The organism is Marinobacter sp. (genome assembly GCF_965229985.1).
In the GTDB taxonomy this organism is placed as follows: Bacteria; Pseudomonadota; Gammaproteobacteria; order Pseudomonadales; family Oleiphilaceae; genus Marinobacter.
The window spans coordinates 2041640-2064262 of the sequence record NZ_OZ245935.1; the positions used below are offsets into that span (position 1 = coordinate 2041640).

General features: G+C 57.7%; 19 protein-coding genes. 2 read left to right on the plus strand and 17 right to left on the minus strand.

The window, feature by feature from the left end; all coding sequences use genetic code 11:
* Positions 1-85: 85 nt before the first annotated feature.
* Genes ACO06L_RS09385 through ACO06L_RS09395 form a run of 3 tightly spaced genes read right to left on the minus strand, consistent with a single transcriptional unit; the run spans position 86 to position 1192 of the window.
* A complete protein-coding gene (locus ACO06L_RS09385) occupies positions 86-523 on the minus strand; it encodes an RrF2 family transcriptional regulator (RefSeq protein ID WP_202347848.1) in 438 nt (145 codons plus the stop codon).
* A gap of 28 nt (positions 524-551) precedes the next feature.
* On the minus strand, positions 552-944 hold the full coding sequence (locus tag ACO06L_RS09390) for a YbaN family protein (protein ID WP_227716024.1): 393 nt from the start codon (positions 942-944) through the stop codon (positions 552-554).
* 23 nt (positions 945-967) lie between these two features.
* Positions 968-1192, minus strand: a complete 225-nt coding sequence (locus ACO06L_RS09395) for a hypothetical protein (RefSeq protein ID WP_202347849.1) — start codon at positions 1190-1192, stop codon at positions 968-970.
* A 263-nt stretch (positions 1193-1455) separates the two neighbouring features.
* On the opposite strand from ACO06L_RS09395, the gene ACO06L_RS09400 reads away from it, so the two are divergent.
* Entirely contained in the window at positions 1456-3747 is a 2292-nt protein-coding gene (locus tag ACO06L_RS09400; protein WP_202347850.1) for a nitric-oxide reductase large subunit, read from the plus strand.
* 146 nt (positions 3748-3893) lie between these two features.
* A complete protein-coding gene (gene moaA / locus ACO06L_RS09405; RefSeq protein WP_202347851.1) occupies positions 3894-4886 on the plus strand; it encodes a GTP 3',8-cyclase MoaA in 993 nt (330 codons plus the stop codon).
* Between the two features lie 70 nt (positions 4887-4956).
* Here moaA and ACO06L_RS09410 read toward each other — a convergent pair whose 3' ends face one another.
* From ACO06L_RS09410 to ACO06L_RS09475, 14 genes are all read right to left on the minus strand, one after another.
* The gene (locus ACO06L_RS09410) at positions 4957-5493 is read right to left on the minus strand and encodes a nitrous oxide reductase accessory protein NosL (RefSeq protein ID WP_202347852.1); all 537 of its coding nucleotides are present in this window, start codon (positions 5491-5493) and stop codon (positions 4957-4959) included.
* Entirely contained in the window at positions 5480-6337 is an 858-nt protein-coding gene (locus tag ACO06L_RS09415; RefSeq protein ID WP_421845597.1) for an ABC transporter permease, read from the minus strand. Before ACO06L_RS09415 ends, ACO06L_RS09410 begins: the two co-directional genes overlap by 14 nt.
* Positions 6334-7266 (minus strand): ABC transporter ATP-binding protein, encoded by a 933-nt coding sequence (locus ACO06L_RS09420; protein ID WP_202347854.1) that lies wholly within the window; start codon positions 7264-7266, stop codon positions 6334-6336. Before ACO06L_RS09420 ends, ACO06L_RS09415 begins: the two co-directional genes overlap by 4 nt.
* Positions 7263-8531 (minus strand): nitrous oxide reductase family maturation protein NosD, encoded by a 1269-nt coding sequence (locus tag ACO06L_RS09425; RefSeq protein WP_064227628.1) that lies wholly within the window; start codon positions 8529-8531, stop codon positions 7263-7265. Before ACO06L_RS09425 ends, ACO06L_RS09420 begins: the two co-directional genes overlap by 4 nt.
* 228 nt (positions 8532-8759) lie before the next feature.
* Complete coding sequence (gene nosZ / locus ACO06L_RS09430; RefSeq protein WP_064227627.1) at positions 8760-10655, minus strand: TAT-dependent nitrous-oxide reductase; 1896 nt, start codon at positions 10653-10655, stop codon at positions 8760-8762.
* A gap of 64 nt (positions 10656-10719) precedes the next feature.
* Positions 10720-12819, minus strand: a complete 2100-nt coding sequence (gene nosR / locus ACO06L_RS09435) for a transcriptional regulator NosR (protein WP_421846201.1) — start codon at positions 12817-12819, stop codon at positions 10720-10722.
* A 157-nt stretch (positions 12820-12976) separates the two neighbouring features.
* Positions 12977-13378, minus strand: a complete 402-nt coding sequence (locus ACO06L_RS09440; protein WP_064227626.1) for a hypothetical protein — start codon at positions 13376-13378, stop codon at positions 12977-12979.
* Between the two features lie 36 nt (positions 13379-13414).
* Positions 13415-13801: a putative zinc-binding protein gene (locus tag ACO06L_RS09445; RefSeq protein ID WP_202347856.1), complete on the minus strand. Its 387-nt coding sequence runs from the start codon at positions 13799-13801 to the stop codon at positions 13415-13417.
* A gap of 43 nt (positions 13802-13844) precedes the next feature.
* A complete protein-coding gene (locus tag ACO06L_RS09450; protein WP_064227624.1) occupies positions 13845-14594 on the minus strand; it encodes a Crp/Fnr family transcriptional regulator in 750 nt (249 codons plus the stop codon).
* A gap of 329 nt (positions 14595-14923) precedes the next feature.
* Positions 14924-15730: a peptidylprolyl isomerase gene (locus tag ACO06L_RS09455; protein WP_202347857.1), complete on the minus strand. Its 807-nt coding sequence runs from the start codon at positions 15728-15730 to the stop codon at positions 14924-14926.
* 64 nt (positions 15731-15794) lie between these two features.
* Positions 15795-16472 carry a respiratory nitrate reductase subunit gamma gene (gene narI, locus ACO06L_RS09460; RefSeq protein WP_064227712.1) on the minus strand — a complete coding sequence of 226 codons (678 nt, stop codon included), beginning with the start codon at positions 16470-16472 and terminating at the stop codon, positions 15795-15797.
* Between the two features lie 23 nt (positions 16473-16495).
* Positions 16496-17236: a nitrate reductase molybdenum cofactor assembly chaperone gene (gene narJ / locus ACO06L_RS09465; RefSeq protein ID WP_064227623.1), complete on the minus strand. Its 741-nt coding sequence runs from the start codon at positions 17234-17236 to the stop codon at positions 16496-16498.
* 10 nt (positions 17237-17246) lie between these two features.
* Positions 17247-18821, minus strand: a complete 1575-nt coding sequence (gene narH, locus ACO06L_RS09470) for a nitrate reductase subunit beta (RefSeq protein WP_064227622.1) — start codon at positions 18819-18821, stop codon at positions 17247-17249.
* The gene (locus ACO06L_RS09475) at positions 18818-22561 is read right to left on the minus strand and encodes a nitrate reductase subunit alpha (RefSeq protein ID WP_202347858.1); all 3744 of its coding nucleotides are present in this window, start codon (positions 22559-22561) and stop codon (positions 18818-18820) included. The genes narH and ACO06L_RS09475 overlap by 4 nt, the downstream gene beginning before the upstream one ends.
* Positions 22562-22623: the final 62 nt, after the last annotated feature.

The window sequence follows — 22623 nt, forward strand, 5'->3', positions numbered from 1 at the left end:
TTATGAATCCAGGTCCATATTATCGGACCCGCCGGGTGCCTGGCGTTAAAAATGGATTTGATTCGTAAGTTTCTGTATCGGCTGCTTACGCGATCTGCAGCAACCTCAACAACTGCGGCCGATGCTGTTCCTGGATGACGTCAGCAAGAGTGTATTTGTCGAGCACTTCCAGGAAGGCCTTCAACGCCTCACCGAACATCGATTTCAGGCCACACACCGGGGTTATCTTGCAGGCATTCTTGGAGGAAAAGCACTCAACGATACTGAGATCCTGTTCGGTTTCCCGCACCAGGATACCAACGTTGATATCCGAAGGCGCACGATGCAGACGCATCCCACCCTTTTTGCCCCGGATGGTTTCAATGTAGCCCTTTTTGTTCAGCTGGTGCACCACCTTCATAAGGTGGTTTTTGGAGATATCATAGCTGTCGGCGATTTCCTGAATGGTCGCCAGACGATCACCCTGCACTGCCAGATATATCAGTACGCGAAGTGAGTAATCTGTGTAACGGGTGATGTGCATTCAAAACTCCAGTCGTTTTTGCAATCGTTCAATAAGAAGGTCGTGTTACCAGATAACAGGCCGTGCCGCACAAAAATACGCCAGAAATGCCCAACACCATCCCTGACGCTCCCAGCGCAAACAGCATTCCCCAACTCAGGGTCATCATGCCGCACGCCAGCACCTTCGCCCGTGCCGGCACTGCCCTGCGTGTACGCCATTGATCAATGGCAGGGCCGAACCGGGGATGGTCCTCAAGCCACTGAGCAAAAGCCGGCGAGCCCTTGCTGGCAAAAAAAGCGGCTAGCAGAACAAAGGGCGTCGTGGGCAATAGCGGCAGCACTACTCCGGCAGCAGCCAGAGCTACTGACATATACGCAAGAATGCGGAATCCGGTTTTCCCAAAACGGTCGCCCATCACGGGGTTCTCACCAAGGTTCATAACTGCATCTATTCTACCGGGATTCAATGGACAGGTCTGCCCAAACGGCTGAGAAATACCAGACGCGCCACATAGGCCACCTTGATGCCGACTGCAAAGACCAGGGTTCCGATGTGGGCGGCAATTTGCACTGACAGCGCAAGCGCGCCCGCCATCGGGTATGCGAGCAGAATTGTAACCATCAAACCCAACACTGACAGTCCCAGCGCGCTGTTTGCTGTGAAAAGCCACTTTTCGTAGACACTCATGAAATCACCTATAACATTTACTTTGAATACATCTTAATACTAATTCGGCTCCAGGAAAAAATCAAACCGTAGAACTGCACCCACCTGCACATTAACCCTTACTACCACCTACGACTTTCGACATACCCACAAAATAAATTTGACACTTTAAATGCATCAAATCAAAATTCGGCCATAAAGATTTATCTTAAATAAATGTTATTGAGGAGATAGTGTTATGAAAAAGAAAGACGCCTACTCGATTCGACTGGGAGGAGCGCACCATGGCTAAGTACCGCCGCCTCTGGTTTTTGCTGATCGGGATCCTGGCAGTAACCTTCACGCTGCTGGGGTATTTCGGTGCCGAGGTGTACCGCGAAGCACCGCCAATTCCGGATCTCGTTGTGTCCGCAGACGGCGACACCCTGATGACCGAGGAAAGCATTCTTGACGGACAGACTGCCTGGCAATCCGTCGGAGGTATGCAGCTCGGCTCGATCTGGGGCCACGGCGCCTACCAGGCACCGGACTGGACCGCTGACTGGCTGCACCGGGAACTGGAAACCTGGCTGGAAATCGCGGCCCAGGAAGAGTACGGACAGGACTGGCACAGCCTCAGCGGGCAGCAGCAGAACGCCCTGCAGTACGACCTGAAAAACGAGTACCGCACCAATACCTACGACGCCGCTACCAGCACCCTGCACCTTTCCGAGCGCAGGACCGAAGCTATTGCCAAAACAGCGGACTACTACAGCCGCCTGTTCAGCGACGCCCCGGAACTGCAGCCTACCCGCGAAAACTACGCCATGAAGGAAAACACCCTGCCCAACGCCGAGCGTCGTGAGCGGATGACCGAGTTTTTCTTCTGGACTGCCTGGGCCGCCGCTACCGAGCGCCCGGACAGTGACGTCACCTACACCAACAACTGGCCCCACGAGCCGCTTATCGATAACAGACCGAGCGGCGAGAACGTGGTCTGGTCGTTAATAAGTGTGGTTCTCCTGATTGCCGGTGTCGGTGGCCTGGTCTGGGCCTGGGCTTTCCTTCGCAAAGAAGATGAAGAACCACAGGCCCCACTCAAGGACCCGCTCAGCGAGGCTGGGCTGACCCCTTCCCAAAAAGCACTGGGCAAATACCTTTTGCTGGTCGTTGGCCTGTTCACTTTCCAGGTCATGCTGGGCGGCTTTACTGCCCACTATACGGTTGAAGGTCAGGGTTTCTACGGCATCGAGACTTCTGAGTGGTTCCCCTACTCCCTGATGCGTACCTGGCACATTCAGTCCGCCATGTTCTGGATTGCCACCGGCTTCCTCGCCGCTGGTCTGTTCCTCGCCCCCATCATTAATGGCGGCAAAGATCCGAAACTCCAGAAGCTCGGTGTTGATGTGCTGTTCTGGGCGCTGGTGGCTGTGGTTGCCGGTTCGTTTATTGGCAACTTCCTCGCCATCAACCAGATCATGCCAGCCAACCTAAGCTTCATGCTGGGCCACCAGGGTTACGAGTATGTAGATCTTGGCCGCCTCTGGCAGATTGGCAAGTTCCTCGGCATCGTGTTCTGGCTGGTACTGATGCTGCGCGGCATTGTTCCCGCCCTTCGCCAGCCTGGTGACAAGAACCTGCTGGCCCTGCTGACCGCTTCGGTGGTTGCCATCGGCCTGTTCTATGGCGCCGGCTTCTTCTATGGGGAGCGTACTCATATCTCGATCATGGAGTACTGGCGCTGGTGGATTGTCCACCTGTGGGTAGAGGGCTTCTTTGAAGTGTTCGCAACCACTGCCCTGGCCTTCATCTTCTGCAGCATGGGCCTGGTGTCCCGCACTGTGGCAACATCTGCCAGCTTGGCATCCGCCAGCCTGTTCATGCTCGGGGGCGTACCTGGCACCTTCCACCACCTGTACTTCTCCGGCACCACGACACCGGTCATGGCTGTGGGCGCCACCTTCAGTGCGCTGGAAGTGGTACCACTTGTGGTACTCGGTTACGAAGCCTGGGAAAACTGGCGCCTGAAGTCCCGTGCCCCCTGGATGGAAAATATCCGCTGGCCGCTGACCTTCTTTGTGGCGGTTGCCTTCTGGAACATGCTGGGTGCCGGCGTGCTCGGGTTCATGATCAACCCGCCAATCGCGCTGTATTACATTCAGGGCCTGAACACCACGCCCACCCACGCCCACGCGGCCCTCTTCGGTGTCTATGGCTTCCTCGCCCTGGGCTTCGCACTGATGATCCTGCGTTACATCCGTCCGCGCATCGTCTTTGACGAGCGGCTGATGAAAGTCGGCTTCTGGTGGCTGAACATTGGACTGGTACTGATGCTGTTCACCAGCCTGTTGCCAGTCGGCTTTATCCAGTTCATTGCCAGCGCCAGCGAGGGCCTGTGGTACGCACGCAGCGAAGCCTTCATGCAGAGCGATATCCTGCAAACCCTGCGCTGGGTCAGAACCATTGGCGACGTTGTCTTCATCGTCGGCGCCCTCGCCGTCACCTGGCAAGTCGTGAAGGGCGTTTTCTTCCCGGATCTGGAGCCAGTCGCCCTTGAAACCGATGAAAACGGCGCAGCCAGCGAGCTGAGCGCCTGATCGACCAGAGCGCGGGCCAGGGAAGGCCCACTCTGACCTACCTGATAGTAGGCTTACCTCCCGAGGGGTATCGCAATTTGGTGATCCGATCTGCAATACTTGGTCTATACTCAGGTTAAAAAACAATCGGCAACAGGACCAACCCGATGCCCCAGAGCAAGCTGACAGACCGTTTTGGTCGCACCGTTAACTACGTGCGTCTGTCCGTCACTGACCGGTGCGATTTCCGCTGTGTGTACTGTATGGCCGAGGACATGACTTTCCTGCCCCGCCAGCAGGTCCTCACCCTGGAAGAAATCGCCCGCGTTGCCCGCAACTTCGTTGACCTGGGTACCGAAAAAATTCGTCTGACCGGCGGCGAGCCGCTGGTTCGCAAGGACATCCTGGAGCTGGTAAAGGAAATCGGCACCTACGGGCTGCGCGACTTTGCCATGACCACCAATGGCAGCCAGCTCACCACCATGGCTGAGCCCCTGCGCAAGGCCGGCATGCATCGCCTGAACATCAGCCTGGATTCCCTGGACGCCGACAAATTCCGCAACATCACCCGCACCGGCAAACTTTCACAGGTGCTGGACGGTATTGATGCTGCCCGGGAAGCTGGCTTCCGGGGCATCAAGATCAATACAGTGGTGATGAAGGGCCGCAACGATGAGGAGATCCCTGAGCTGATCGAGTTCGCCCGCAAGAAAAAGGTGGATATCAGCTTTATCGAAGAGATGCCCCTGGGTGAGATTTCCGAGCACGATCGGGGCCTGGCACTTTGCACCAGCGAAGAAGTTCGGGACATCATCCGCAAGCACCACGAGCTGGTCCCTGCAACCGAGGATTCCGGCGGTCCCGCCCGTTATTATCGGATGGAAGATAGCGAGACCCGGGTCGGTTTCATTTCCCCCCATTCCCACAACTTCTGCTCTACCTGCAATCGGGTAAGAGTGACCGTTGAAGGTCGGCTGCTTCTTTGCCTGGGCAACGAGCACTCAGTGGATCTGCGCAGGGTGCTGCGGGGCAATCCGGTGACCGATGACAAGCTGCGGGAAACCATTATCAATGCCATGGATCTGAAGCCGGAACGGCATCACTTCTCTACCAATGGGGATGTGCAGATTCTTCGGTTCATGAATATGACCGGCGGCTAAGCGGCCGGCACAACAACTAGCACAACAAAAGGGGTCAGATGAAAGGTTTCGTCTGACCCCTTTTTCATTTCTAGTGGTCCATTCCACCCATACTATGCATCGCCATGCCGGTATTCAGGTGATCCATGGTGATTTCGCTGTAAGCCAATACCTCACCACCCTGTTCGTTGGCAAAAATTTCTGCACCAGCCTGACTGGCAAATGATGCCAGAGTTGGGCCCATGGCGCCTTTTCGGCTGGAACCGACGACGTAGAAGGCTTCACGGGCGTCGATTAAAGAGGTGTCGTCCGGGCTTGCCCACTCAGTCTCGGCCATATCGTGGACGTACAACGTGTGATTGCGGTGAACGTTCTCCGGTTGGAGCGCCCACGCGAACATGTCTCGGGTGGAGCAGAATTTGCGCACGTGCTGGTCCTTTTCGGTGATCGCCTGGCCTTTGGGACCCGGAAAGTTGGTGATGACCATGCCGCAGACGTGGCATTCATCGCCAGTTGCAAAATTGACCGGGGCGGCTTTGGCAGTCGTTTGTTCTTCGCTACCTGAGCAGGCTGTCAATGTGAGGACTGCCAGAGCGGCCATGAGCCAGTTGAGTTTACTTCTGTTCATCGGGATAACTCCGTTCAGATACGGCGGTTTCGGAAAGTAACAGGGCGCCTGCCAGCGGGATGGCGAACCACAACACCAGGCCGGTCCAGAGTCCGGCGGCCCCGATCGGTAAATCGGAACCCAGGCTGAGGACACCGCTGAGCTGAGCAGTGTCGTCGAAGGCAACGATATTGAGCAGGCGGTAGATATCCGTGGGATTGAGCATCAACAGCCAGGGCAACAGTTCCGCGCTGAACTGGCCTTCACTCGCCACAAGGGTGCCCAGCAGCATCAGGTCGAAGATCAGCACGAAGAAGAACCAGATCGCCAGTGCCAGGCCGGCGGCGATGGGCTTTTCGCTGACCCGCACACTAATCAAGTAGGCAAGTGCAATAAAGCCCCACCCCAGAAGCACGGTGGAGCCAATAAACCTCAGCATGGCTGCTGCGAGACTGGCGATGGCAACGTTTTCCACCAGCACCGCAATGGCCACGCCGGCGACGCCGAAACCAATCACGGTGGCCAGAGCGAGGGTCAGTCCATGGCCCAGGAACTTTCCGAGTAGCAACTGGCTGCGGCTGAGTGGGTAGGTCAACAATAAAAGCAGGGTTCCACCCTCTTCCTCACCAACGATGGCATCGTAGGCCAGCAACAATGCAATCAACGGGATCAGGAAGATTCCAAGGCTCGCAAGACTGGCAATGGTGGCCGGCGTGGAGGCATACCCCACCTGCCCGGAGGCTGCGGCGCCAAACCAGGCGATGCCCAAAGCCAGGGTGGCGAAAACCAGGGAAATGGCCATCAGCCAGCGGTTGCGCAGACTATCGCTAAGTTCTTTACGGGCAATGGTCCAGATACTGTTCATTGACTGCCTCCCCGGTGGGCCAGGCCACCCGAACCGATAAAGTGCACGTAGATGTCTTCCAGGCTGGGCTGATGAATGCTGATATCCGCCACTTCGCCCGATGCCATCACTGCATTCAGCAAGGCCATTTTCTCCCTCGGCTGCACATCCACCCGCAGGCGCCCGCTATCGGTCTTGACGATCAGGCCACTGCTGCTCGAGGCCCTGTCGATCACATGTTTCAGCGCCGAGATACTGTTGGCAGGATCCAGAGACAGGGTTACCGGCATATTCGCCTGCCGCCTTAATGCGGCCAGATCACCGGCGGCCTTCAGTGCACCCTCGGTGAGAATGGCCGCACGATCAATGTAAGGCTCGACACCGGGCAGGACATGGGAACACAGCACAATGCCCGTGCCCCCATCACGCAGTTCCCGGAGCAGCCGGTAAAGGTCTGCCGTGGCGACCGGATCCAGCCCCACCGTAGGCTCGTCCAGCATCAGCAGCTTGGGCTTGCCCAACAGCGCCTGGGCCAGACCAAGACGCTGGCGCATGCCTTTCGAGTAGGTCTTGGTGCGGGCATACATCGCATCGCCAAGGCCAACCTGTTCAAGCAGTTGCGGCACCTGTTGCAGGGACGCGCCCTTCAGCCGGGCGAAATGGTTCAGAATCTCCCGACCAGTCAGCTGCGGATAGAACATCACATTTTCCGGCAGGTAACCGATGTGCTGGGTTACCTGCGGATCGCCGGCATGGCCGCCAAGTACGGAAACCGATCCCTGGTTGGGGGTCATGAGTCCCAGGATCAGCTTGATACAGGTTGTCTTACCGGCCCCGTTATGGCCAAACAACCCCAGAATCTCCCCCGGCTCCAGAGTCAGGTCGATCCCGGTAAGGACCGGGGTCTTGTCGTACCGGTAACTCACATTCTCAAGACGAAAACAGCTCATCGGTTCTCCGGTTGAAGCTCTGCGGGCATCCGCATCAAGGGATGGGAATCGGTCACACCGGCGGACTTGACCACCGGAAACGCATCCTGCACCCAGCGCAGGGTATCCACCGCCGGGCTGAACATCAGAACCTTGGCTTCCGGGTATTTCCACAGCAGCCTGTCCACGTTGTCATTGGGCTCATAGGGCACATCGCCAACGCCATCCTGATTCCGGTCCCAGCCCAGATAGTCACTCCAGAAATTTCCCTTCCGGTCTTTTGACCACTCCTGGGTGCGGGTGGCGACATACTTGACCTGGCGCTGATTGTTCACGAACGCGTTACCAAAAACCTCGTTGTCTTCCGAACCGGCGGTCAGGTGAATACCGATATTACTGTCGGCAAAGACATTGCCTTCAAAGGTGTTGTACAACGAGTTGTAGATAAACACCGCCTTGCCTTCAGCCCCCTCAATGGCAACACCGGCGGTCTGCCCCTGGGACACACCCGTCACCACATTCCCTCGCAGCTCCGACTGGGTAATGAAATTCATCAGAATCCCGTAGTTCTCATCATTAACCGACCGGTTGTTAATCACCTTCAGACGCTTGCTCTGCATCAGCGCATAACCAGTTCGCGTGTTACGGGTGACATTGTTCTCCAGCAGATTATTCATCGAGTACATGTAATGGATGCCATAACGCAGATCCGCCATCTCATTACCCCGGATCGTATTGTTATTCGCCGTCTCGATATAAATCGCATCTCGCGTCCGACGAATGTCATTGCCCTCTATCAGCGCGCCGGTGGTATTGAACAGGTGAATTCCATTGCCACGGTCATTCGGACGCAGACTGTCATCACCGCGAATCCTATTATCGCGGACCGTCGCATCCGGCGTTGCGTCCAGCCACACCCCGAACGCCGGCCCCTGCAAACGGTTGTTCTCAACCACCGCACCCCTGGCCTCCCGAGCCACAAAAATCCCCGCATCCAGCTCGTTAAGATTGCTCCCCCAGTTGCGAACGGAGCAGCCGGAAAACGTCACCCCCTCGGCGACGATATCCACCGCATTGCCCTGCCCGCCCGGGTCAATCACCGTCTCGGCATGGCAAGACACAGACACCCCGGGCACCCGGATTGCCAGAGACGAAATCTGCTCAGGGGGAAGCTCAAAGCTCGCGCCCGGTTCCAGGGCATCTAGCTGTTCTTGCAGGTCCGCTTGCGCGGTCAGCGATAACAGAGCGACTGTCAGGGCCACTCCATAACGCAACAGTGGATACATCTATAATTCTCTATAAGTGAAGCAGGCCCGAAGCCACCGCCCTAGGTACGGCAAGCCAAGAGGAGAACCCTTTCCAAAACTGTGCGGAGCCATGGATGGCGGAGCCCAAGCGCCACAGGGATGTGCCGCCAGGAGCGTGTTTTGGAAAGGGTTCTCCTCTTGGGTTGCTTCTCCGAAGTTGGAAATCACCAGGACTCCCAAAAGGAGTCCCGGCGAAAGAGAGGCCTATCAGGCCTTCTCTACAATCATGCGACCCCGCATCTCCATATGCAGCGCATGACAGAACCAGTTGCAGTAGTACCAGTGAACCCCGGGACGATCCGCCTTGAAGGTCACCGAAGCCGTCTGCTGCGGACTGATCTCCATGCTCACACCATGGTTCACCATACAGAAACCGTGGGTCACATCCTCAATGGTGTCCAGGTTGGTCACATACACCGTTACCTCATCACCCTGCTTCACCTTGAACTCCGTCATCCCGTACTGCGGCGCAATTGAGGTCATGTAAACACGAACCTTATTGCCATCGCGGATAACCTTGTTGTCGGCTTCCAGAGTCACACCATCCTTCTTGGCCTGCTCAACGGCAGAGGCAAAGAATGGATCGTCACGATCGTAGATCTTCTTGGTCTTGATCTGATCACGACGCACCAGAATGCAGTCGTGGGGCTCTGCGAAGGTCGGGCCATCGTGAACCAGCTTCATCTCCTCGCCGGAGATATCGATCAGTTGGTCGTTCTCCGCATGCAAAGGTCCAACCGGCAGGAACCGGTCCTTGGAGAACTTCGACAGCACCACCAGCCACTTGCCATCGGCATCCCGGGATTCGGTCAGAGACGCGTGGTTGTGGCCCGGCTGATAATGCACATCCAGCTTCTGGCGAATGTAGTTCACATCCTCGCCGTTGTAGTGCCTGATGGCATCGGCAATGTTCCACTTGGCCACCTGGCTGTCGATAAACAGGGTGGTATAGGCATTGCCACGGCCATCGAAGGTTGTGTGCAGGGGCCCGAGGCCCAGTTCCGGTTCACCTACCACAGTATCCCGCGGCTCAATCTTGCCATCGAACAGATCATCCAGCTTGTCGATGGCAATAATGGTGGCCGTTGGTGACAGCTTGCCGTTGGCAATAAAGTACTTGCCGTCCGGGGAGGTATTCAGACCATGCGGGTTCTTCGGAACCGGAATGTAACGGGTCAGTTCCGAACCGGCGCGACCGTCTACCACAGGCACCTTGGAGTCTCCCAGGGTCTTGTAGTTGCCATTCTTGACCGCCTGCTCAATGCGCTCGATGTTGAATACCACCGCCCAGTCGCGGTCGTTGCGCATGGTACCGGCCAGATCCAGTGCCTTCTCCGAGTTGTAACAGGTGGAGCAGGCGTACTTGCCGGTGTAGTCCGCGTCGGTGTTGTCCAGGTTACCGTCAACAATCACCTGGAAGGCCACTTCCATGGTTTCCGCGTCTACCGCGTTGAACATGGTGAAGCTGCTTTCAAGGCTGGTGTCGCTGCCATCGTTCGGATGGGGGATGACATACTCGGCATTACAAAACACGTACTTGGTCTTGGGGACCTTCTGAAGTCGCAGGCCGTGAATGGCCTGAACATTCGGAATAGTGGTGATCTTGTCGCACTTCATGATGTCCAGGCGGATCCGGGCTACACGAGTGTTGGCCTTGTCGTTAATGAACAGGTATTTGCCGTCATAACGACCATCCGTCATGGAAATGTGGGGGTGATGGGAATCGCCGTTCAGGTGGGTATTATCATGGCCCAGAACGTCCTTGCTTTCATTGCTGATCCCCCACCCCGTGGCAGAATCCACGTTGAACACGGGGATACGCATGAGTTCCCGCATGGAGGGTACACCCAGAACCCGTACTTCACCGGAGTGACCTCCGCTCCAGAAGCCGTAGTACTCGTCGAGCTCTCCCGGATGGATCACATATTTGTTGCGGGCCTCCTCGGCCGCGGCCGCGAATGCCTCACGCGACATCACTGCAGTGCCAAGCCCGGTTGCACCGGCGACACCCGCCAGCGCTGCAGCCCCCATAAACCGACGGCGGCTCTGGCCGCTTTCCGGAAGCTCTTGCAGGTCTTTGGTCAGATCATCTCTTTTTTTCATAACATCCAACTCCGTTATTGGTAATGGCGGTTTTACTTCTCATGCTTTCTTTTTATGGGACTACTCAAGACACCTGAACCACGGGTATTTCCTCCGGGTGGCCCGGTGCGTTATGACCCCGGCGCTTGCCGCGTCGCTTGACGATCAGCGGCGGACACTTGTGGTCATCGAAATAGGTCATCTGGCAATCGAGGCAGTAATGGCATTCCATGTAGTTGATGTGGCCGTCCGGGTGGATCGCCTGAACTTCACACTCGTGATCGCACAGCCGGCAAGGATTGCCACATTCCTTGCGGCGTTTGAGCCAGTCGAACACTCGCAGTTTGGTCGGCAGTGCCAAAGCTGCACCCAGCGGGCACATATAGCGGCAGAACACTTTGCGGGTGAACAGGTTGACCACCAGCAGAAGGACGGCGTAGGTCACGAACGGCCAGCTACGATCAAACTTGAGCGTGATCGCGGTCTTGAACGGCTCCACCTCGGCAAGCCGTTCGGCGGTCGCCATGGAATCCAGCGACACTCCGAACAACACCAGCAGAATGATGTACTTGATGGCCCATAGCCGCTCGTGCACGGCAAAAGGCACGGTGTATTGGGGTACTTTCAGCTTGCGGGCAATTTCATTCAGCAGCTCCTGTAGCGCGCCGAACGGGCACAACCAGCCACAGTAAACCGCCCGGCCCCAGAGGAGGATGATGCCTGCCACCACAGCCCAGAGAATGAAAATCACCGGGTCGATCAGGAAGGTTTCCCAACTGAAGCCACTGATCAGGCTGTTCGCAAACGTGAGCACGTTGACGATGGACAGCTGCCCCATGGCATACCAACCGATGAAGAACAGCGTGTAAGTCAGGAAGGCGTGACGGATCCAGCGCATGATCCTGGGTTTTTTCACCAGCCAGTCCTGGAAAAACAGGATGAACATCAGCACGCCGATACCGATACCGAGCACCACAATCTGGAATTCCCGCTGGTACCAAACCTGAACCCACATGGGCTGGCTTTCCAGCCATTCTTCCTCGGAAACGCCAGGCTCCGGACGGTTGTAATACTGCTCCGGAAGCTGGTACTCCAACGGAAACACCTGAAACTCGCTGTCCAGTGGTCCAGTCTGGCGCTTCACAGTGAGTTCGAGTGTCCAGGGTGTACCGGGATCGAAGTTGTACTGCTGGCGAATGATGAAGATCGCCATTTCGGTGAACTCCGGCATGCCCTCGGCATAGACATCACTCAGCCGGTAGAAGTCCAGGTCACGGAAATTGAAGGTGTCGCCGAACTGACGGATCTGGATGCGATCGAAGATGCCGCCGCGAACATAACCTGAACCTTTGAAGGAGTATTCACCGTTGGCCATCACGGCAATGGCATGCTCGCCCTCCTCCAGCTCGGATGTCAGCCACTGGTACTGGCTCTCGCCCAGCAGATTCCGGCCAATGGTGGGCGCATCCAGGTAAGCGGCATACAGATCAATCAGCGGCTCTTTGCGTTCCTCGGGGCCCGCGGTATCAACACCCTCTGCTTCCGTCCCCTTGAAGGAATCATCCACCTGGCCCTTGGTAAGCATCAACCGGCGCACCGACCCGTCACCGGTCAGTTCCTGCCAGGTTTTCTGCTCGAAGGCCTGTTTATCGACGGTAGCCGCCGGCGGACGGGTTCCATCCTCGCCCTCAACCATGCCCAGTTCCACTCCCACCCGATGGGCGGTGCGCATGATCACTTCATTGATGACCATCACGGTAACCGTGGCTCCCGACAGCCCGTCAACGGCCACCTTGCGTCCCGAAGAGGTTCCGCCCACGGTTACCCGCTGGTCGGCTTTCAGGCCCGTGTACTGATCGGTGAATGCGTGCAGCTTGCTCTCGGGAATACCCACCAGAAGAATGGGTTCATCGTGGTGAATTACCTTGGCGGCCTTGATGGTGCCTTCAGTATCCAGCAGCACCATGGCATTGACCGGTTTGCCCGAGTAGGCGGGTGTCTGGACAAAATCCAGGGACTGATAGGCGTAGCCCACCAGCTCCTTGCGCGCATAGAGCTCCTGGATGGCTCGATTGCCTTTTCGGGGAATGACCCGGGTGACATCCGGAAACGTCTGCTTGATGACCTGACGACCGGCAGCGGGCTCATATTTGGCCAGAGGCGCTGCATTCAGAGCCATGGCCATGATCGATGTGAAAACCAGGAAAACGAAGCGGGAAAAAACAGACACGGAAGACTCCCTGAGAAAAAGCGCCTGATTGCTTAAGCCTAGGCAAATTAGAGGAAAATCAAATACCTCTTATTGAATACACCTGGCTGATGGTTCGGTCAGGTACACGCTGTCAGCCCAGACTGACAGCGTTTCCGTTTGAATCGAGCGGGAGGTAATTACTGATATGACCGAGGCGGATAGACTCCACCATCATGGTCAGTGGCTGCTGCGCTTCATCAGTGGATGGAGGCGTACCCCCGCGGCCGGACATGGCGGCAACGAACACCACATCCCAGGCTTGGCCGGTGGCACGGGATTCTTCGTGCAGGACATCGAAATCCGGTGCTTCATCAGGTGTTTTGTCGACGCAGACCACCGGCGTCAGGGCGCCGCCTTCGCCGCGCTCAAAAGCGGCTTTTTCTTCCGGGGAGGCCTCATCCGGCAACTCCGCACGGCAAAACACGAATAGTAGACGCTGGGGTTCCTGCTGGCTGTGGGAGGCCTGAATCAGGTCACTGTAACTGCTGATCATCTTGGTGAATCCTTACTGGTACCGGGCCGCTGCGGATTACGCCTGGCGGGCAATGAGCTGGTCGGACGAGGTGAGCCTGCGAACTTCGTCGCAGACTTCTTCCACGGCGTGTTCGCCGTAGCTCTGTCCATAATGTTTCTTGAAGCCGAAGTCGTAGAGCCGGACATGCTCATCAGGCTCCACACCGATGTTCTCGAGGCAGGCCCGGGCACAGTGCAACGGGCAGCCATCAATAACGGTGATCGGGCGACCGGATCTGGCGGTTTTCACCAGGGACGGCACCTTGCCGCCGACGCCGGAGATGCAGGACATCTCGAAATCGCCGGCATGGTCCAGCCTTACTGCCACATTGTTGGCCAGCTGCGCCACATCAGAGCAGCCGGAACATGAGTAGATCAGTGGACGTTGCTTTCTCGCGGTCACGTATCCTCCTTTCCAAAAAGCCTGGAGGCTTGAATGTGGTCAGTTACTGGCTGATCTCAATCAGGCGCTGGGGGTCTGAAATAAACAATCGGCTTCGGTTAACCCGAACCAGGCCGTTGGCTTTCAGATCCGCCAGAATCCGGGAGAAGGTTTCCGGCTGCATGGCAAGCCTGGAGGCTACCAGGCACTTGGGTAGTGGCAACTCCACCTCTCCACCCTCTTCCGCGCCGTTGGGTAGCAGGTCGATCAGGTAGCGGATCAGGCGGTCACGGGCGTTCTGCACGGTCATGATTTCCAGGTCATGGAACCGGGAAACCGCGCGTTTGGCATAATGCCGCAGGGCTGCCTGGGCGTATTTCGGGTTGCTTTCCAGCATGTCCTGGTAGGCCTTGACGGGGATCATCAGAACTTCGCTGGATTTCAGCGCCTCGGCGTAGCAGGCGTAGCGTGGCGGATCAGCGTAGATCATGACTTCGGCGAAGCAGTCGCCTGGAGCGATGCTATCGAGGGTCCGGTCGATGCCGGAGGAGTCCAGGCGGTAAAGACGCAGGCGGCCGGAGATCACAAAGAAGAAATGGTGCGCCGGCATGTCCTGGCGATAGAGCAACTGGTGATGGCCAAGGCGGATTCTTCGGGATTGATGGATCAGGTGCTGCAGGTCTTTGCCATTGAGTTCCGAGAACAGTGGATGGCTGCGCAGGGCCTGAAGGCCGTCTTCGTCGTCAAAGGGTTTATTGATGGCGACGAGCACGGGTTTGGTGTAGCGGGTTTCGGCCGTTTGGGTCAGTGCCATTGGTGTATCCTCTCTGCATATCATGCATTCGAAATCATGATTTAAATAGTAGAAGGATACGGGGTGAAAATCGCTCCCCCCATGGGGGTAGTTTGGGGGTTATTCGGGAGTAATTGACCTAACTCAAAGTGTTTTTTTGCTAACTATTCGGGGACTAAAACTTAGACTTGGGAGCACAGGATGGTGGGCCGATTAGCTTTCCAAAACACGCTCCTTGCGGCACATCCCTGTGACGCTGGGGCTCCGCCATCCATGGCTCCGCACAGTTTTGGAAAGCTAATCGGCCCACCATCCTCCAAACCGAAGAGTTAACCTTCAGATCATCCTGCTTACTGCATTAGTGGCGAGTCGGGCAGCTCGAGATCTACTCCTTCTACCCCGGTTTCCGCTGCCAGAACCTGCAGGTACTGACGGAATGCCCGTCGGGTTACGCTCTCGCTCAGGTACTGCCTAATCTGGGGTTTGACGTGTTCATACGGGAGCTGCTGGCCGTCGATTCGTTGATCAACGCGGACGATGTGCCAGCCGTAGCGAGTTTCGATCAGTTCCGGGTTAAGGCCTTCTTCCAGGGACAGGACGGGACGTTCGAATTCTTCCACGGTCTGGCCTTTGCTGATCTGGCCGAGGCTGCCGCCCTGGTGGCGGGATTCGCAGGCGGAGTATTGTTTGGCCAGTTCGGCGAACTGGGAGCGGCCGTCGATGAGGGACGACAGCAACTGTTGGCCGGCTTCTTCCTGGCGGATGCGTTCCTGGACGTCGTCCGGGGCGGCGGCGAGGAGGATGTGGCTGACGGCCATCAGCGTTGGGCTGCGGAAGCGGGCCGGGTTGGCGTTATAGAAGCGTTCGCAGTCCTGTTCAGTGGGGTCCGGGACGTTGAGTTCGAGTTCCAGCACCCGGGCGATGCGGTCTTCTTCGTCGGCGATGTCGTCGAGCTTGAGGCGGCTGGCCTGTTGCAGGAGGAGCTCGCGTATGACAAGGCTTCTGGCAGCGTCGTGCCAGGCTTCGGCCACTTCTTCGGCCGGGTGATGCTGCATTTCCCGCGCGATGTCGTCTTCGCCGATGAGGGTTTCACCTACGTAGACCGGCGGGAACTGGTTTCTGGGTTTTTCGGCTTCGCCGACGGGGATGAGTTGCATAAGAATAACCTCAGTGAACATGGGGTCAGATGAACGCTTTCATCTGACCCCGTTTTCAGTGTCATCAGGCCCGCTTGCGAACCACCTGGTACTTCCGCCCAAAATACTCCACCGGCACGCTGAGCATGTGCACCAGGCGGGTGAACGGGAAGAGCACGAAGATGGTCAGGCCCAGGAAGATGTGGGTCTTGTAGATCCAGTGCACGTCGGCAATGTAGCCGGCCACGCCGCCTTGGAGAGTGACAATACCCTGGGCCCAGGCGGAGAACTTGAGCATGGTGCTGCCATCCAGGTGGCCCATGGTGGGCAGAATGGTCAGCAGGCCAAGTGCCAGCTGGATGACCAGGATGACGATGATCATGTTGTCCGCAAAGGTGCTGCTGGCCTTAACGCGCGGGTCGGTCAGCCGGCGCCATGCGAGCATACCGCCGCCGACAATCGCCATCACGCCGGCGATTCCGCCCACCACGATTGCCATCACCTGCTTGGTGCCAGGGGTCATGAATGGCTCATAGAGCGCGTGCGGGGTCAGCAGGCCCACCAGATGGCCGAAGAAGATCACCAGTACGCCGACGTGGAACAGCACGCTGGCCATCACCATGTTTTTCTTGCGCAACATCTGGCTGGAATGGGCTTTCCAGGTGAACTGGCCCTGATCGTAACGGGCCCAGGTGCCGATCACGAGGATCGCGATAGCAATGTAGGGATAAACCCCGAACAACAGTGTATTGAGATAGGACATCATTTCCGTTTCCTCCTGCGCCCTCAGGCGCGCCCTGCCTGACGGGGTGTTGCGTCCGTCATCAGCTGATCACTCAGGTGAATGGTCTGGGTCTGTTCCAGTTCCCGGCGGCGTTGGCCTACAACACTGCCGGTACTGCAGGAGCTGCCCTGATCATCAACAAACTTCACCATTTCCTCTTCCCAGACTTTGTCCAGAGCCTCCGGGGTGTCGTCGCGTTCTTCCGAGGCGACGATCCGGGCCAGCTCCTGGCGGTTTGCCGCACGCCCGGAGAGGGTCAGCAGCGAGTCCATCACCACGTGATAGAAGCTTTCCCGCTGGTACAGACGCTCACCCAGCAAGCCCAGGATGTGGTGGATGTCCTCCAGCCAGTTCCGGATCTCGTCCCAGGGTCGGGTGGAGAGGTATTCCAGGAACAGTGGCAGGTAGTCCGGCAGTTCCCTGGCGTCGATTTCCAGACCGTTGCTGCGATATTCCTCCATCAGGTCCACCATGGCCTGGCCACGATCCCGGGATTCCCCGTGCACGTGTTCGAACAGCAGCAGGGACGTGGCCCGGCCTTTGTCGAACATGCCGACGTAGTTTTCCTGCACGTCCAGAAGGTCGCCATCGCAGACCATTTCCACACAGCGCAGCAGTTGCTCCTTGTTCTGCCTCGGCAGCCGGCTGTCCTCGAGGACAGCTGCAATGAGGGCGTCTTTGGAGGCCTGGAGTTCTTCGGTCGGGTACTCAAGCACCCGTGCCAGTACTTTTAAAAGTTGCATCGCGGCCTCCTTATTCCTGCAGCTGTTTCGGGTCAACCTGCTTCACGGTCGACAGCTTCTGAACCATGCTGGTGGTCTGCTTGCGGCCACCAAACATGTTGAATTTACTGTCGCCGTTGCAGCCTTCACCGAAGCTGAACCCGCAGCCGTTGCGCTCACCGTGGGCGGTGGCATCGGGGAAGGCTTCTTTCGCCAGCTCGCGGTGGCTGGTGGGAATCACGAAGCGGTCCTCATAGTTGGCGATGGCCAGGTAGCGATACATTTCGTCCGCCTGGGCCTTGGTCAGACCGGCTTCCTCAAGGGCGCGCAGGTCTTCCTTGCCTTCAACTGTCTCGGCACGCTTGTACAGGCGCATGGCCATGATCCGCTTGAGGGCCCGGACAATCGGCTTCTCATCACCAGCGGTGAGCAGGTTGGCCAGGTACTTCACCGGGATCCGCAGGCTTTCGATCTTGGGCAGTATGCCGTCGAATTCGACCTTGCCGGCTTCCGCTGCGGACTGGATCGGGCTCAGGGGCGGCACGTACCAGACCATGGGCAGGGTGCGGTATTCCGGGTGCAGCGGCAGGGCCAGTTTCCAGTCCACCGCCATCTTGTACACCGGGCTCTGCTGGGCAGCTTCGATCACGTTCATCGGAATGCCATCTTTCTTCGCCTGCTCGATCACTTTCGGATCGAACGGGTCCAGGAAGATTTCCAGCTGCTTTTCATAGAGCTCATGCTCGCCCGGGGCGCTGGCCACTTCCTCGATGCGGTCTGCGTCGTACAGCAGCACACCGAGGTAGCGAATCCGACCGACACAGGTTTCGGAGCACACGGTCGGCATGCCGGCTTCGATCCGCGGGTAGCAGAAAATGCACTTCTCGGACTTGCCGGTTTTCCAGTTGAAGTAGATCTTCTTGTAGGGGCAGCCGGAGACACACATCCGCCAGCCACGGCACTTGTCCTGGTCGATCAGGACGATGCCGTCTTCCTCACGCTTGTAGATGGCACCACTCGGGCAGCTGGCAACACACGCCGGGTTCAGGCAGTGCTCGCACAGGCGCGGCAGGTACATCATGAAGGTGTTTTCGAACTGGCCGTAGATATCCGCCTGCACCTGGTCAAAGTTCTTGTCCTTGCGGCGCTTGGCGAACTCGGTACCGAGAATCTCTTCCCAGTTCGGGCCCCATTCGATTTTCTGCATGCGCTGGCCGGAAATCAGCGAGCGTGGCCTGGCCACCGGCTGGTGCTTCATGTCGCCGGCGGTATGCAGGTGCTGATAATCGAAATCGAACGGCTCGTAGTAGTCGTCGATCTGGGGCAGGTCCGGGTTGGCGAATATGTTCGCCAGTACTCGGAAGCGGCCACCGATCTTCGGGCGGATCTTGCCGGAGCTGTCACGCATCCAGCCGCCCTTCCATTTGTCCTGGTTCTCCCACTCTTTCGGGTAGCCGATACCGGGCTTGGTCTCGACGTTGTTGAACCAGGCGTATTCCATGCCTTCACGGCTGGTCCATACGTTTTTGCAGGTTACTGAACAGGTGTGGCAACCGATGCACTTGTCCAGGTTCAGCACCATGCCGACTTGGGAACGGATCTTCATTTTACAGCCTCCTGAACAGTGTCATTGCCTTCACCGTCGAGCCAGTCGACGTTGTGCATCTTGCGAACCACCACGAATTCGTCGCGGTTGGAACCTACGGTGCCGTAGTAGTTGAAGCCGTAGGAATACTGGGCGTAACCGCCGATCATGTGGGTCGGCTTCGGACACACCCGGGTGACCGAGTTGTGGATACCGCCACGGGTACCGGTGATTTCCGAGCCCGGAATGTTCACGATCCGCTCCTGGGCGTGGTACATCATCACCATGCCCGGCATCACGCGCTGGCTGACCACCGCCCGGGCTGCAATCGCACCGTTGGCGTTGAACAGTTCGATCCAGTCGTTGTCCTCGATGGCCAGTTCTTTGGCATCATCCTCACTCAGCCACACGATCGGGCCACCGCGGGACAGGGTCAGCATCAGCAGGTTGTCGCTGTAGGTGCTGTGAATACCCCACTTCTGGTGCGGTGTGATCCAGTTCAGCGCTTTCTCGGCATTGCCGTTGCTGCGCTGATTGATCATGTGGCTCACGGTTTTGGTGTTGATCGGCGGGCGATACACCAGCAGGCTCTCACCGAAGGCACGCATCCACTCATGATCCTGGTAGAACTGCTGACGACCGGTCAGGGTGCGCCAGGGGATCAGCTCATGGACGTTGGTGTATCCGGCGTTGTAGGACACGTGCTCGTCTTCCAGGCCAGACCAGGTCGGGCTGGAGATGATCTTGCGCGGCTGCGCCACGATGTCCCGGAAGCGGATTTTTTCCTCTTCCTTGTTCTTTGCCAGATGGGTGTGATCCAGGCCGGTAAACTCGGACAATGCCGCCCAGGCTTTTACCGCCACCTGACCATTGGTTTCCGGGGCCAGGGTGAGGATCACTTCTGCGGCATCAATAGCACTCTCGATCTTCGGACGGCCTGCATTGGCTCCGTCAATGTGCTTGTAGTTCAGCTCACCCAGGAACTTCACTTCTTTCTCGGTATTCCAGTTGATGCCCTTGCCACCATTACCCAGCTTGTCCAGCAGCGGCCCGAGCGAGGTGAAACGTGCGTAGGTATTCGGGTAATCCCGCTCAACGGTGATGAAGTTGGGCGCGGTTTTGCCCGGGATCAGGTCGCATTCACCACGCTTCCAGTCCTTCACATCGAATGGCTGGCCCAGCTCGGCCGGCGCGTCGTGCAGCAGCGGCAGGGTGACCACGTCTTTCTCGACGCCCAGATGACCTTCGGTCGCCTTGGAGAACGCCTTGGCAATGCCCTTGTAGATTTCCCAGTCACTGCGCGCTTCCCAGGCCGGATCGGTGGCTGCAGTCAGCGGGTGGATGAACGGGTGCATGTCCGAGGTATTCAGATCGTTCTTCTCGTACCAGGTGGCCGTCGGGAGAACGATATCGGAATACAGACAGGTCGTGGACATGCGGAAGTCCAGGGTCACCAGCAGGTCGAGCTTGCCTTCCGGCGCCTCGTCATGCCATTTGACCTCTTTCGGTTTGGCACCGCCCTCGTGGCCCAGATCCTTGCCCTGCAGACCGCTTTTGGTACCTAGCAGGTACTTGAGCATGTACTCGTGGCCCTTGCCGGAAGAGCCCAGCAGGTTGGAGCGCCAGATAAACATATTGCGCGGATGGTTCTGGGTTGCTTCCGGATCCTCACTGGCAAAGGCGAGGGAGCCGTCTTTCATGGATTGCGCCACGTAGTCAGCCACTTCCATGCCCGCCTTTTCAGCTTCTGCGGCAATACCCAGGGGGTTGCGGTTCAGCTGGGGGGCAGACGGCAACCAGCCCATGCGCTCGGCACGAACGTTGTAATCGATCAGGCTGCCACCGAATTTGGACTTGTCCGCCAGCGGCGACAGGATCTCGTCGACACCCAGCTTCTCGTAGCGCCACTGCCCTGAGTGCGCGTAGAAGAAGGACGTTGAGTTCATGTGCCGGGGCGGACGCTGCCAGTCCAGACCGAATGCCAGCGGTTGCCAGCCGGTCTGCGGGCGCAGCTTCTCCTGGCCAACGTAGTGGGCCCAGCCACCGCCGCTCTGTCCGATACAGCCACACATGATCAGCATGTTGATCAGGCCACGGTAGTTCATGTCCATGTGGTACCAGTGGTTCATACCGGCACCGACGATGACCATGGAACGGCCTTTGGTCTTGTCAGCGTTGTCCGCGAACTCGCGGGCAATGCGGATTACTTTGTCTGCAGGAACGCCAGTGATCTTTTCCTGCCAGGCAGGGGTATACGGCTTCACTTCATCATAGGAGGTGGCGCCGTCATCCTCGCCCAGACCACGGCTGATACCGTAGTTGGCGACCATAAGGTCATAGACGGTGACCACGCGACCTTCGGAGCCATCCGCCAGCTGCACCTTGCGGGTGCCCAGCTTGTGCTTGAGGATGTCCTTGATTTCCACGTGCTTGAAGTGATCGTGCTCGATACCACCGAAGTACGGGAAGGCAACGTCCACAACGTCGTCGTGCTTCTCGACCATGGACAGCTGCAGGTTGACGTCGGAGCCCTTGGCGGTCTGCTTCAGGTTCCACTTACCCTTCTCTCCCCAGCGATAGCCAATAGAGCCGTTAGGCGCAGTCAGCTCACCGGAAGCTTCATCAATGGCGATGGTTTTCCACTCGGGGTTGTTCTCTTCACCCAGACCGTCCACCAGGTCACTGGCGCGCAGGAAGCGGCCAGGCACGAAGCTGCCGTCGTCTTTCTCTTCCAGCATGACCAGGTACGGCATGTCGGTGTAGCGACGTACATAGTCGGTGAAGTACTCGCTGGGCTTGTCGACGTGGAACTCTTTCAGGATCACGTGGCCCATGGCCATGCCGAGAGCCGCGTCGGTACCCTGCTTGGGGTTCATCCACTCGTCGGACAGCTTGGAGACTTCGGCGTAGTCCGGAGTAATGGCGACGGTCTTGGTGCCCTTGTAACGCACCTCGGTGAAGAAGTGAGCGTCCGGAGTACGAGTCTGGGGCACGTTGGAGCCCCAGGCAATGATGTAGCCGGAGTTGTACCAGTCGGCGGATTCCGGCACATCGGTCTGCTCACCCCAGGTCTGGGGTGAGGCCGGCGGCAGGTCGCAGTACCAGTCATAGAAGCTCATGCACACGCCGCCGATCATGGACAGGTAACGGCTGCCGGCAGCGTAGGAAACCATGGACATGGCGGGAATCGGCGAGAAGCCGATGATGCGGTCCGGGCCATGCTTTTTGGCGGTATAGACGTTGGAGGCGCCAATCAGCTCGTTGACTTCGTCCCAGCTGGAGCGCACGAATCCGCCCATACCACGGCGGGGCTTGTACTCAGCGGTTTTCTTGGGGTCTTCCACGATAGAAGCCCAGGCTTCCACCGGGTCATTAAACTGCATGCGCGCGGCACGCCAAAGCTTCATCAGATGCTTGCGCATCAACGGGTACTTCAGGCGGTTGGCACTGTACATGTACCAAGAATAGCTGGCACCACGTGGGCAGCCGCGTGGCTCGTGGTTGGGCAGATCCGGACGGGTACGGGGATAATCGGTTTGCTGGGTTTCCCAGGTAACCAGGCCGTTCTTGACGTAAATTTTCCAGCTGCAGGAGCCGGTGCAGTTTACGCCGTGGGTGGAACGCACGATCTTGTCGTGCTGCCAGCGCTGGCGGTAGCTGTCTTCCCATTCGCGACTGACTTCGTGGGTTTCGCCATGGCCGTTGGAGAACGGCTCGCGCTTCTTCCTGAAGTAATTCAGTTTATCGATCAAATGACTCATGGTCTCTCTCTCCGTCTGCCGGATCGTTTCTCCGATTTGAGACCATTGTGTGTGAGAAAAAC